Raw genomic sequence first — 12,680 nt, 5'->3', positions numbered from 1 at the left:
TTTAAAACTCAAAAACTTGATTTAAAACTCAAAAACTTGATTTAAAACTCAAAAACTTGATTTAAAACTCAAAAATTTGATTTAAAACTCAAAAACTTGATTTAAAACTCAAAAACTTGATTTACTTCAAGACAACGAAGGAATCTTTGCTAAAATACCTTTCTTGAGAGGTTCGGGACGTTCTGACCAAGGTAACAAACCATCTGGTTTATCATAATATTTGCTGGCACATTCGAGAATAGCAGCCGCACTATCATCTACTGGTAAATCTCCGAACATATAAGTTAGTTTTCCAGAACCAGCGAAAGCAACTACACAAGAATGACTACAAGCACTCATGCATTCTACTTCTTGAATCGGAAAATCATCTTTGAGATGCCAATCTTGAGCTAATTCCTGAAGTTGCTTTAATAACTTTTGTCCACCACTTTCACCAACTCGTTTACCATCTTGCCAGACGCTAGCACAAGTCTTACACACAAATAGAGTATGAGAGGGTTGCTGAGTATTGTTCTGTGTAGAAATTGCAGAAGTATTTGTAGCTGTGGTCATCTGTACCTCGCAGATATTTTACAAGTGAAATCAATTTCGGCGGGCATCCTGACTTACTTTTGTTAAGTTCACAGTTGCGGGACAGCGCCGGATTTACACCGAACTTTCCCCGTTACCTCTAGTGACTGCTCCCCACTAGAACCGAATGTTATTGATCTTAACACTAACCCACAATATCACCCCCTCTGTTGCTGCTTTTTGACTATGGCGATCAGTTGAGCTTTGGTACAACTCGTACTGATTTTCTTGGTTAGAGAAGGGACGGAAATGAGTTAAATTATCGCTCGCCAACTCCCAGTTTGATAGTTGTTATCAATAACTAAATATCAATTGAGGTAAGAGAAAATAACCTCAGTTATCAAAAAAACACTAACTAATACAATAACTTATGATGGTAGGTAAGCGAAAGTGTTATACTCAGTAGCATCTGCATATATTCTTTGCGTAAATAACACGTTTTAACGTGTATAAAGTATGATAACCGCTTCAGAGCTAATTCCAGAATTTGAAAAATTATTTAGACAAAAGTTACAACTAAATAATTGTAGGCTTAAGAAAAAGAAACAAGAAAATAATTATGAAATTACTACTCCTGCCAAAGACATTTTTTTGATGTATTGGTGCGACTTTCCCGAAATTAAGTTGATATATCAGCCTGTAGGAATACGAACAAAGCAGACTATACTCTATGAGCGGGCTATCCGTGACCATATTATTTTCTGTGTGAGTAGCCTTCAGGATAAGCTAGCTTTGCTCTAGCCTTATTGCTTTAGATAGAGAAAACTAAGGTAAATTAAAAACTTAATAGTAGACTTGCTTTATTAGCCCGCAAGTAAACTACGGGCTTGCGGGCTAAAAACATGAAACAACACGCCGTTAAACTTTTGTAGGTGTTGCCAAATCTACTTGCAATCGCTTAAACATTGCTTGTCGTCCTTGGATTGCCAAGGTGTCATCTATAGGTGATAGAGTAATAGGCTGTTGATATTTCAGTCTCAGTGCAGTTTGAATTAACCAATCTGCCACAAAGGGATTTTTTGGTAACAGAGGCCCGTGGGAATAGGTAGCGATCGCATTCTGATAAAATATACCTTCTGTGCCATCCTCGCCATTGTTGCCCAAGCCATGCACCACACGTCCGAGGGCTTCGACTTGGCCTAATTTAGTACGTCCGCCATGATTTTCAAATCCAATAAGGTATGGTTTGCTACCTGTCATTTCTTGGAGATCTCGCGCAAGACGAGTAGCAGTGACTTCTACAACTAAGTTACCAATACAGCGCCGGACATTTTCGCCGGGATGCACTGAGACTATATCCAATATGCCTAAACCCTGAATACGTTGTCCAAATCCTGGTTCATAGTAGTGTCCCAACAGTTGAGGCGAACCACAGGTAAAAACACCAGGAATACCATTTTCAATTTTTTCGCGCATTGCTTCTGCTTTCGCACCTTGCAAATCACGCATGACAATTTCTTGCTGACGATCTTGGGCGCCACCACCCACGATTAAATCTACAGATTTGATATCATCTGCTGTCGCATTTTGATCTAAGGGCAAAACCTTGACATTATATCCCCGCCACTGACAACGGCGTTCTAAGACGATAACATTACCGCGATCGCCATAGGTACTCATCAGCGTCGGATACAGCCAACCAATAGTTAATTCGTATTGTTGATTAATCATAATTTTAGGGATCGGGGATTAAGTTGCGCCTGTTGCAGTGTTGGGAGCCAGAATCTTGAGATTGGTATTATCAGTTTTGAAAGATTTTAGCCTGTGTACACGCTAAATTACGAACATATCAAGGAATGTTGTTTTATAGATAAAATTAGAAATACCAATAAAATAAATAGCAATGTCTATTGACACGAGAGTGTAAATCTACCCTTAAAATATAAAGCGCGCTCTGATTAGCAAAAACTTATGGATGCATTAGAACTAAAACGCGAAATTGAAACGTTGTGCGATCGCCTGGGTAAAACTCAGGACTATCTTTGACATTCCTGCACTCACAGCTAAAATTCAAGATTTAGAACAAATTGCAGCCCAGCCAGAATTTTGGGATGATCAAATACAAGCCCAAGGAACGCTGCAAGAACTTAATGATCTAAAAGCACATCTTCAGCAGTACCAACATTGGCAAAGTAGCATCGAAGACACCAAAGCAGTATTAGAGCTTTTGGAGTTAGAAACGGATGAAGCACTTCTACAAGAAGCAGAAACTACTGTCACAAAACTCAACAAAGAGCTTGACCAGTGGGAGTTACAGCAGTTACTCTCTGGCCCTTATGATGACAAAGGGGCGGTTCTGACTATTAACGCTGGTGCTGGTGGTACTGATGCTCAAGACTGGGCAGAAATGCTACTGCGGATGTATACCCGTTGGGCAGAAATTCAGGGTTACAAGGTAAATTTAACAGATGAATCCGAAGGTGACGAAGCAGGTATAAAATCAGCCACCATAGAGATTACTGGACGCTATGCCTATGGGTACTTGCGGTCTGAAACAGGCACTCATCGCTTAGTACGAATTTCACCTTTTAATGCTAATGGTAAGCGCCAAACCAGTTTCGCTGGGGTGGAAGTAATGCCTCAACTCGATAACTCGGTGCAATTGGAGATTCCTGAAAAAGACCTAGAAATTACTACATCTCGGTCTGGTGGAAAAGGTGGACAGAATGTCAACAAGGTAGAAACTGCTGTACGCGTTACTCATCTTCCCACAGGGATTGCAGTGCGTTGTACAGAAGAACGCAGCCAATTGCAAAACAAAGAAAAAGCCCTCGCTCGTTTGAAAGCGAAATTGCTAGTCATTGCCCAAGAACAACATGCTAAAGAAATTGCCGAAATTCGTGGTGATATGGTCGAAGCTTCTTGGGGAAACCAGATTCGTAACTACGTTTTTCATCCTTACCAAATGGTAAAAGATTTACGTACCAACGTCGAAACGACTGCGATCGCCGACATTATGAATGGCGAACTAGATACTTTCATCCAAGCTTATCTGCGGCAAGAAAATCAGCTAGTAGAAGCGACAGTGTAATTTATTTAGTTAAAAGGGAAAAAAGGGAACAGGGAATAGGGAACACAGCTATTGGGCATTAAGTAAGTGGGTCAAATTAAATATAAAACCTCACCCTCAATCCCTCTCCTTAGTAAGGAGAGGGAAGCCGGAGGCAGGGTGAGGTTTTATTTTATCTTTAATTACACCTACCTACTTATTGGTGTTTATTCTCTCCCTTGTCTTTTTTGTCTTCTCCTTGTCTTCCTTGTCTTCCTTGTCTGCCTTATCTCCCTTATCCCCGTTCCCTTTGATTTTGGACTCCGCTTTGACAAACTGTTACATTGAAAGAAGATTTGTCATCAAATTATTATGAGCAATTCTCCTTCTGATGAACGTCAACCTAGCTATGTGAAACTCGCGATGCGAAATATGGTGCAAAAGCGAGTTACTTCCCTCAAGCACTTTCTGTTGACTACTGTCGGGCTATTAGCTTTGTTTATTGGTCTTGCTTATCTAACTCGCTGATCATAAACTATCAATTTCACTACAGGAGATTTTTTGGCTGGTGCAAGTTGAAGTATATGTAGAGGATTATCTATGTGAATCTTCGCAAGCAAAAAGTATCAATATTGGGGATACCTATACTCCAATCACTGCTCAAACATGGGAAAATTGGTTTAATTGCTGGTTAGAAAAATTACAACCAAATATTCCACCTGCGGCAAATTATGAAATCGGGTTGCGTTTAACCAATGACTCGGAAATTCAGGAATTAAACGCCCAGTATCGTCATCAAGACAAACCTACAGATGTTTTATCGTTTGCCGCATTAGAGGTAAACTCTCCTGTCCCAAGTGAAATGCTAGCTTCTATGCCTTTATACCTTGGTGATATTGTTATTTCTGTTGATACCGCACACCAGCAAGCTCAAAAGCAAGGACATACTTTGTTAACCGAATTAGCTTGGTTAGCAAGCCACGGGTTGTTACATCTGCTGGGCTGGGATCATCCGGATGAAGAAAGTTTAGAAAGAATGCTAAAACAGCAAGTAATATTACTGAATTTCATCGGTATTTCTCTTGACATAGAATTTTAGGAGTTGCATGTTTATTTAAGATGCAACTTATTTATTGTTATTAATATAATGATCGGTAGAAAATTGGCATAATTATCGATGAATTATTAAAATCGGCACATATTCCCAGTTCATCCACCCTGCTGCTGTATTTTTTCAACTATGTCTCAACCAGTCTCACCACCACCAACTTCAAACCACTTAGAAAAAGTTGTTACCAAAAAGCGAGAATTCTCTTGGCAAGTTGCTGCTAATCTATTTGTGAGTTTTAAGTATGCTTGGTGTGGGATAAGTTATGCTTTTCAAACTCAACGCAATTTTCGTATTCATGTTGTTATCTGCGTAGTAGCGCTGGGATTGAGTATTTTTTTACGATTAAAGGCAGTGGAAATCGCAGTTATTAGTATAACTAGTGGCTTAGTTTTAGCGTTAGAGTTACTAAATACAGCAATTGAATCGGTAGTGGATTTAACAGTCAAGCAGACCTACCATGAACTCGCAAAAATTGCCAAAGATTGTGCTGCTGGTGCTGTGCTGATTTCGGCTTGTGTGGCAGTTTTGGTAGCGATCGCACTTTTATTTCCTCCCTTGTTAGCTTTGATTTTGTCAGCTGTTTAGAAATTTAATTTGTTGTTTGAGATTTTTAGAACCAACAATTAACTGGATCATAGCGACACAAAATCTGTAACAATCAACCAAAATGGTATGCAGTGGTTGAGAACTGGAGTTGAATCACAGTGCTTCTCGTTATTGACAATTACGACAGCTTTACCTACAATCTGGTGCAATATTTGGGAGAACTGGCAACAGAATTTCCTGTAGCGGCAGATATCAAAGTATTTCGTAACGATAAGATTACCCTTGATGAGATTAATGCCTTAAAGCCAGATGGAGTAGTAATTTCTCCCGGCCCTGGTCGCCCAGATGATGCGGGTATTTCCCTAGATTTAATTCAAAAACTAGGAACTGACTTACCAATCTTAGGGGTTTGTTTGGGTCATCAAAGTATTGGTCAAGTGTTCGGTGGTAATATTGTTTCGGCACCAGAGTTAATGCACGGCAAAACCTCCCAAGTGTCTCATACAGGAGTTGGGGTTTTCCAAGGATTAGAAAACCCAATTGTTGCTACCCGGTATCATAGCCTGGTAATCGAGCGCGACACCTGTCCAGATGTATTAGAAATCACCGCTTGGGTAGAAGATGGCACAATTATGGGGGTACGACACCGGAACTATCCTCATATAGAAGGCGTCCAATTTCACCCAGAGAGTGTTCTGACATCTTCAGGCAAGCAGTTACTGCGAAACTTTCTTTGTAAATTACAGATGAAAACAAGAGAATGAAACGACGGCAATTAATGGGCTATGCTGGGGCAGGTTTGGTAACAACTTTGGTTACTAGCTTGGGTTCTCACTTTCAAGCTAACGCCCAATCTAGCGGTTCATTATCAATTCAATGGTTGGGTCATACTTGCTTTCTGTTTACAGGTGGCGGTACGAAAATTCTTGTCAACCCATTTCGGACAGTTGGTTGTACCGCTAAGTATCGTCCACCGAAAGTGGCAGCAGATTTAGTACTGGTAAGCAGTCAATTGTTGGATGAAGGTGCAGTTGAAGATCTACCGGGAAATCCGAAGTTAATCTACGAACCCGGTGCTTACGAGTTCAAAGGTATTAAGTTTCAAGGAATTGCTATCCCCCACGATCGCAAAGGTGGGAAGCAATTCGGTACAAATGCTGCTTGGCAATGGCAGCAAGCAGGAATTAATATCCTGCACTTAGGGGGGGCTGCTGCACCTATTTCCATCGAACAAAAAATCCTCATTGGTCGTCCCGATGTGGCACTAGTACCTGTAGGCGGCGGTGCAAAAGCTTATAATGCCGAAGAAGCAAAGCAAGCAATTCAGACGATCAATCCTAAGTTGATTATTCCTACCCATTACCGTACCCAAGCAGCTGATGAAGCTAGTTGCGATATTTCTCCTTTAGATAATTTTTTAACGGTGATGAATGGGATGACTGTGCGTCGTAGCGATAGCGACAAAATTATTGTTAGTTCCAGTAATTTACCGGAGAATGGAGTGATACAAGTTTTAAGTTACAAGTTTTAGAAATAATTAAAGCAGGCTAAAAGCCTGCTTTTTAAGTTTTTTGGTTGTGGCGTCACAATCGGTTTTTTCGGTTTTTTACAAACGATAAAAGCTATGTTTTATACAAAAATCGATAAACTGGGGATGGCGATCGCCATCCCCAAATCCTCAAACGTCCAAAATTCGTAGTGTGACATTTAGGGTGCAGAAGGTAGGTTTTAAAACAACCTCTAAGACACTAAGAAAACTATTCTTTGTAATGATAGCTTGGGACGCAGAGTACTTGTTGACTTTTAAGGTTTAGCAACACTATTAATATCTTTATTCAGAGATTGTAATGCTGCTAGCACTTTATCTTTATTTGGTGCGGAGGTTTTCAAATCTCCTTGAATTTTATCCGCCTCATCTTCAATTGTATTGTAGGTTTTGGAAGATTTCTTTTTCACTCCATCCTCAACCTTTGACCAATAATCCTCAAATTTGCCAAACTCTTGTTTAGCTTTAGTAAAATCCCCAGCTTTAACGGCTGTTTGGGTATTGGAGACAACTGCTAACAATCCTTTAAAGTTATCGTCTTTGACAGTAGTAGTAGCTGTTTTCTCAGATGTAGCACTCGCGGGTGTAGCAGTTGCTGAAGGTGATGTCTGCGTGGCGGATTGTTCACCATTCTTGCATCCGACTAAGGTCAACATACTAATTGCACTAATCAGCAAAACTTGATTAAAACGGTTCATAAAAAACTCCTTAGCAGAAGTGTTATAGGTATTGGTAATTCGGTACTTAGTATTAGTGATCAGGTAATAGGTAAAAATATCACCTCACCTTTAGAAAGCATCATCACCAGACAGTACCTGATTGAAGTATTAAGACTATAAGGCTAAAAAAGTGCCAAAGAACTAAAATTTTTACTAAGATTTCTACTTTCTTTCCCAGTTCTTGACATTGAGTTTTTTATCTAGCATTCCTAAATCATTCATAAATAACAAGATCCCGAACTTTACAGAAGTTGTCGGGGATCTGACCCTCTCAAGATTCACAACTCCTACACGGATTGCTATATTTTGAGTTTTTGTGAACAAATCTCAATTTTTAAACACAAATTTTAAGTTAATATTTAATAAGGCTTATTTTTGCGATTATATTAAATTTTGTTAGTTAACTTTTTTCTCAATAACTAGTATGAAACGTTTATTTCGTAAGTACCATCGCACTCTCGCGCTTATTATTGCTTTGCCATTGATTTTAACTGCGCTAACAGGAATGTTAGCAACTGTTGTCAGAGAGTGGCCGATTGACACAGGGTTTTCATCTGGATTTATTTTAAGCATTCATACAGGCGAAATATTTCATCTTCAAGCAATCTATCCGATGTTGAATGGCTTAGGAATTATTGGGTTGGTAGTTACAGGTTTGAGTATGTCTGGTTTATTTAATCAGAAGAAACAAAAATCTCAATAGAGATGAGAATCAAATTTTGATAAGAGTTATTTATAAGGTGTAATTTATATTTAAAAATTCTTCTGCGTCAGTGCGATCGCAAATCTTCCCATCCAATGTCGCAGCTAGTAAATCATCTAGCATTTGTCGATATTGTGGTCCTGGTTTGTAACCAAGTTTCTTTAAGTCATTTCCATTTAATATTGGTTGAATATCTGCCCAAACTGTTAAATAATGCCATATTTGTGTTCTAATTGGGCGTGAACTGTGTAAAGCAACTAAAATCAACGTGGGTAAATCATAGGATCGCAGCAATTTTACTACCTGACTAGGAAGCTGACAAGTGGGTAAAGCATCTTTCACCTGTGCTTGTACTTGGGCTAATTTCTCCAAGCGTTCAATGCTATCTTCTTGTAGTTGCAGATTTTTAGCCACTTTCGCTCGATATTGTGGGACAAGGTGAGCGATAATCACTTCTAAGCGCATTTGCCAGTGAGTCAGCAGAGTTTCTTCAAAATCAAACTTGTGTAAACAGCGTTCTAGTAATCGTAATTGGCGCAATAATTCTGCATCTAAGTTTTTGAGACTCGGATGAATACACTGTAATGCTCCTAAATCTCCAAGTAATTGCAAAGCTGCTTGCCAATAGGATGCTTCTAAAATGTGCTTTAATTCTGTTTTGAGGCGGGTTTGCAGTGCAGGTGTTTTATGATTTTCTTTTGTGGTGCGATCGTAAACACCACTGTTGATCGCATAACGGATATATTCTTCTGTTTGCGATTCAATTTTAAATCCAAAGCGCACAGCAAAGCGTACACCGCGATAAATGCGGGTGGGATCTTCAATAAAACTGTTAGCGTGTAAAACACGAACTTGCTTTGCTTGTAAATCTAGCAAACCACCAAAAAAATCCAGGAGTTTCCCTGCATGGGGAGGAGTCAGTCGCAGTGCTAAAGCATTAATGGTAAAATCACGCCGATACAAATCTTGGCGAATTGAACTAGCTTCGACTTCGGGGTTTGCAGCTGGGTAAGGATAAAATTCTGTTCTAGCAGTAGCAATATCTACCCACAAAGAATTTAATTGTGGATCTTTGTGCCAAAGTAAGGCCGCAGTTTGAAAAGCACCATGAATTTCTAATCGTGCTGCTGGGTAAATTTGCTGGAGTGCTTTTGCTAATTCTACACCTGCGCCGACATCGGCGGCTTTATCAAAGCCATCGACTACTAAGTCAATATCTTTGATTAACAAACTACCAGATGCTTCTTTTGCTAGTAGCAAGTCGCGTACTGCTCCTCCTACTAAATATAAATGCCAACCCCGTTGTTTGGCTTGGGCGGATGCTTTGGTGAGTAGTTCCCAAAGTTTGGGATTGAGGCGATCGCACAATTCTCCCAATGTCGGAATCTCAACATTATCTTCTCCTTCTCTTCCCCTTTCTTTGCCTCTCCCCTTCTCGCTATCATTTTGCTGATGCAACTCCCGCAAAACATCAGTGCGGGTGACTATACCTACCAATTGTCCATTTTCTAACACAGGCAACCGTCCAATATCATAAGTCACCATTAATGACTCAATTTCTGGCAGGGTGGTATGAGGAGTTATCGTTTTAAGATTAATTGTCATGTAACCTTTAACGGGTGCATGACTAAAGCCATGATGCAAAGCAATATCAATATCTCGACGGGAGATAATACCCAATAACTTACCTTGGGTATCAACTACAGATAAACCAGAGTGTCCGTAGCGTAACAAAATTCGCTGTGCTTCCTCAATTGTGGTATCTGGGCGAATGGTACGAACTGGCGATGACATCAAATCTCGTGCTGTCGGTGGATAGGGAATCTGCGCTTTTAACCCTTCCAATAATTGGTTGAGTATTTTTCGACAATTTACACCCCGCAAATTCAGTGATGTTGCTTGGGAATGTCCACCACCACCCAATGGTTGAAAAATTTGATTGAGGTTGACTTCAGGAATTCGCGATCGCCCGATTACTGTCAAGCGTGAATCGCCTTCTCCCATACCATATTTATTTGCTAACAATAAAGCATCTATTTCTGTCAACTCCATTAATTGGGAGGCTAGACTCGATAAACCTGGTACATAACTATCGGTTACTAACGTTACCCAAGCTACGGTATATCCCCGGATGCGTAAATATTGCAAATCCTCAAGTGCTTCTGATAATAACTGCTGCAATTGGGGAGACAAACCAGGTTCTACATACTCAGCAACTACCGATAAACTTGCTCCTTGCTGCATCAACCAAGCCAAGGCGAGAGCATCCTGTGGTGTGGTGTGGTCATAGGTAAGCGAACCTGTATCAACATGGATACCCAACGCCATAGCAGTTGCTTCTGCTGTTGAGAGGGAAATTTGCTGTTTTTGCAATTCTTCCACAATTAAAGTTGTGGTAGCTCCTACAGGCGCAATGTGTAATTTTGTAGCAGGGATATCACCATGTTGTTCGAGGTGATGGTCATAAACTATGATTTCTTTAATATGGGGTAAATCTAACCATTCTGCTGCTTTGCCCAGGCGATCGCGATCTTGAGTATCTACTACAGTCAGAGAACGAATTTTTTTCGGATTCACAGAACGCCGTTCAATTAACTGATACTCATCTCGATGCAGCGCCAAAAAATCTCGCACTGGTGGGTGAGCGCCGCCAGTTAACACAATTTTGCTACCAGGAAGCAAACGTGTTAGTCCTACCGCCGCCCCTAAAGCATCAAAATCAGCTGTTGTGTGACAAAGAATTAGATCCATAGTCAGTAGTCATTGGACGAAGGACATAGGACAAATGACAAAGGACAGATGACTAAAATGTTGCAATTTCTGATAGCTTAACAATAAGGAAGAATGTTGGTTTAATCCTGTAGATATTCTATCTTTAACTAGAATCTTCGCTGTCTTGGGAGAAGGGAAAATGAGTATTATATTCCAAATTGCTTTGTTAGCTCTGGTACTTGTGTCTTTTGCAATGGTAATTGGCGTTCCTGTTGCTTACGCCACTCCGCAAAACTGGAATGATTCCAAAAGACTGCTGTGGCTTGGCTCTGGCGCTTGGATCGGCTTAGTTGTTTTAGTTGCACTCCTAAGCTTTTTCGTAGTTTAGGTAACTACTGCCCACACAGTAAGTAAATAGCATAAAAATAACAGGGGCAACACAAAGGACAAGGGGAATACGGGAGACAAGGGAGACAAGGAAAGTGAGAGTAAATTCTCCCCTACCTCCCACCTCCCCAACTCCTGATCTCAGTTGCTCCTGTTGTCTTATGGAAGAAATGTATATAGTGGCAAGAGTATAGTTGATTTAGAGGCGGTCATGGCAGTTTTCGAGGGAACTTTTACGCAGACAGAACCTTTACGGTTTGCATTGGTAATTGGACGATTCAATGATCTAGTTACCACCAAACTATTAGAGGGTTGTCAAGATTGCTTGAAACGCCACGGCGTCGATGTTGATCCTCATGGTTCTCAAGTTGATTATGTTTGGGTTCCAGGGAGTTTTGAAGTCCCAGTAGTAGCCCGCCAACTTGCTCTTTCGGGACGCTACGACGCCATAATTTGTATGGGTGCTGTGATTCGAGGACAAACACCTCATTTTGATTATGTTTCCTCTGAGGTGGCCAAAGGTATTGCTGCTGCTTCCTTCCAAACTGGTGTACCAGTGGTTTTTGGTATTTTGACAACTGATACCATGCAGCAAGCCTTAGAACGGGCTGGGATAAAAAGTAATCATGGCTGGGATTATGCTATGTCAGCACTGGAAATGGGTAGCCTGATGCGTCAGTTGCGTTCTAACCTAGCTCAACCATACGCTGGTAATTCTCAATCTTTACCTACTTCGCTCAAGAGTGCCAGTATAGGTGAATTTTCGGCGTCTGAGGGAGAAGTGGGTTAACGAACTCTTAACGAGGAAAAGGGATTGGGCATGAATCAGTTAACAGTTTAATTTGATAACTGATTAGTTGTTCAATCCCCAATCCTGCTCTGTCGCTATGATGAAATCAGAACTTAGTTGATGCTGGAAAAGTAATACCAATTAGAAAAAAGAATGCGACAGATAGACTTACAGAACTCCTATGCAGCAAAGAGTTTCTCAATCCAAGATTTAAAATCCAAAATCCAAAATCCAAAATTGTATAAGCAATGGTTCAAGTGGTTGTTGTAATAAACACACTCATCTCATTAATATTACTGTATACTGCTTGGCGAGTATGGCGACTGCGGTTGCTACTAGCTAGGCTCACTAATTTGTTTATTCTCGCTGAACGTTGCAGCCATGCTTTATTTTCTCAAGCACCCCAGGCTCTTGATATTAGCCGACAGAATATTCATAATCTAAGGCAAACAAACCAAGTGCTAGAGATGCAAATTCAACAATTGCAGCAGATTTTTAGCATATTATTTATTGGACAAAGATTCTGGCGTCGGTTTGATAGCAGAAAAGTTAAATAATTCAGGGCTTGCAATGTATGAAAACCCCATAAAATGTGTTTAAGGAGAGA

15 protein-coding genes and 1 riboswitch are annotated in these 12,680 nt (G+C 40.3%); of the genes, 11 read left to right on the top strand and 4 right to left on the bottom strand.

Features of this window, described 5'->3' with window-relative positions; translation table 11 throughout:
- Positions 1-126: 126 nt before the first annotated feature.
- A complete protein-coding gene (locus AC5JMK_RS04590; protein ID WP_495909491.1) occupies positions 127-552 on the bottom strand; it encodes a DUF1636 domain-containing protein in 426 nt (141 codons plus the stop codon).
- Positions 553-573: 21 nt separating this feature from the next.
- Positions 574-713, bottom strand: a riboswitch (cobalamin riboswitch).
- A 313-nt stretch (positions 714-1,026) separates the two neighbouring features.
- On the opposite strand from AC5JMK_RS04590, the gene AC5JMK_RS04585 reads away from it, so the two are divergent.
- Entirely contained in the window at positions 1,027-1,311 is a 285-nt protein-coding gene (locus AC5JMK_RS04585; protein ID WP_096677075.1) for a hypothetical protein, read from the top strand.
- 117 nt (positions 1,312-1,428) lie between these two features.
- Here the strand turns inward: AC5JMK_RS04585 and AC5JMK_RS04580 are convergent, their stop codons facing one another.
- Positions 1,429-2,241: a type 1 glutamine amidotransferase gene (locus AC5JMK_RS04580; protein WP_096677076.1), complete on the bottom strand. Its 813-nt coding sequence runs from the start codon at positions 2,239-2,241 to the stop codon at positions 1,429-1,431.
- A gap of 240 nt (positions 2,242-2,481) precedes the next feature.
- On the opposite strand from AC5JMK_RS04580, the gene prfB reads away from it, so the two are divergent.
- The 6 genes from prfB (at position 2,482) to AC5JMK_RS04550 (ending at position 6,747) form a co-directional block, all read left to right on the top strand.
- Positions 2,482-3,601 (top strand): peptide chain release factor 2 gene (gene prfB / locus AC5JMK_RS04575; RefSeq protein WP_096677077.1). Its coding sequence is split into 2 segments (ribosomal slippage): positions 2,482-2,553 and positions 2,555-3,601, totalling 1,119 coding nucleotides; the frame shifts between segments, so codons are not numbered across the junction.
- Between the two features lie 330 nt (positions 3,602-3,931).
- Complete coding sequence (locus tag AC5JMK_RS04570; RefSeq protein ID WP_017311221.1) at positions 3,932-4,087, top strand: DUF3285 domain-containing protein; 156 nt, start codon at positions 3,932-3,934, stop codon at positions 4,085-4,087.
- 40 nt (positions 4,088-4,127) lie between these two features.
- Entirely contained in the window at positions 4,128-4,658 is a 531-nt protein-coding gene (gene ybeY, locus AC5JMK_RS04565) for an rRNA maturation RNase YbeY (RefSeq protein WP_096677078.1), read from the top strand.
- A 141-nt stretch (positions 4,659-4,799) separates the two neighbouring features.
- Positions 4,800-5,255 (top strand): diacylglycerol kinase family protein, encoded by a 456-nt coding sequence (locus tag AC5JMK_RS04560; protein WP_096677079.1) that lies wholly within the window; start codon positions 4,800-4,802, stop codon positions 5,253-5,255.
- Positions 5,256-5,374: 119 nt separating this feature from the next.
- Complete coding sequence (locus AC5JMK_RS04555) at positions 5,375-5,980, top strand: anthranilate synthase component II (protein ID WP_096677080.1); 606 nt, start codon at positions 5,375-5,377, stop codon at positions 5,978-5,980.
- Positions 5,977-6,747, top strand: a complete 771-nt coding sequence (locus AC5JMK_RS04550; RefSeq protein ID WP_096677081.1) for an MBL fold metallo-hydrolase — start codon at positions 5,977-5,979, stop codon at positions 6,745-6,747. Before AC5JMK_RS04555 ends, AC5JMK_RS04550 begins: the two co-directional genes overlap by 4 nt.
- A 272-nt stretch (positions 6,748-7,019) precedes the next feature.
- On the opposite strand, the gene AC5JMK_RS04545 is transcribed toward AC5JMK_RS04550, so the two are convergent.
- A complete protein-coding gene (locus AC5JMK_RS04545) occupies positions 7,020-7,460 on the bottom strand; it encodes a DUF4363 domain-containing protein (RefSeq protein ID WP_495909490.1) in 441 nt (146 codons plus the stop codon).
- A gap of 445 nt (positions 7,461-7,905) precedes the next feature.
- On the opposite strand from AC5JMK_RS04545, the gene AC5JMK_RS04540 reads away from it, so the two are divergent.
- Complete coding sequence (locus tag AC5JMK_RS04540) at positions 7,906-8,184, top strand: peptidase (protein ID WP_096677083.1); 279 nt, start codon at positions 7,906-7,908, stop codon at positions 8,182-8,184.
- A gap of 30 nt (positions 8,185-8,214) precedes the next feature.
- Here AC5JMK_RS04540 and AC5JMK_RS04535 read toward each other — a convergent pair whose 3' ends face one another.
- Positions 8,215-10,935, bottom strand: a complete 2,721-nt coding sequence (locus AC5JMK_RS04535; RefSeq protein ID WP_495909489.1) for a CBS domain-containing protein — start codon at positions 10,933-10,935, stop codon at positions 8,215-8,217.
- Between the two features lie 160 nt (positions 10,936-11,095).
- On the opposite strand from AC5JMK_RS04535, the gene psbZ reads away from it, so the two are divergent.
- The 3 genes from psbZ (at position 11,096) to AC5JMK_RS04520 (ending at position 12,630) form a co-directional block, all read left to right on the top strand.
- Entirely contained in the window at positions 11,096-11,284 is a 189-nt protein-coding gene (gene psbZ / locus AC5JMK_RS04530; protein WP_096677085.1) for a photosystem II reaction center protein PsbZ, read from the top strand.
- Between the two features lie 210 nt (positions 11,285-11,494).
- The gene (gene ribH, locus AC5JMK_RS04525) at positions 11,495-12,073 is read left to right on the top strand and encodes a 6,7-dimethyl-8-ribityllumazine synthase (RefSeq protein WP_096677086.1); all 579 of its coding nucleotides are present in this window, start codon (positions 11,495-11,497) and stop codon (positions 12,071-12,073) included.
- 248 nt (positions 12,074-12,321) lie between these two features.
- Entirely contained in the window at positions 12,322-12,630 is a 309-nt protein-coding gene (locus tag AC5JMK_RS04520) for a hypothetical protein (RefSeq protein WP_096677087.1), read from the top strand.
- Positions 12,631-12,680 lie beyond the last annotated feature (50 nt).

The organism is Pelatocladus sp., from assembly GCF_059505505.1.
Note: the sequence above shows the minus strand (reverse complement) of the source record. Positions and strands in the feature narration are given on the sequence as shown.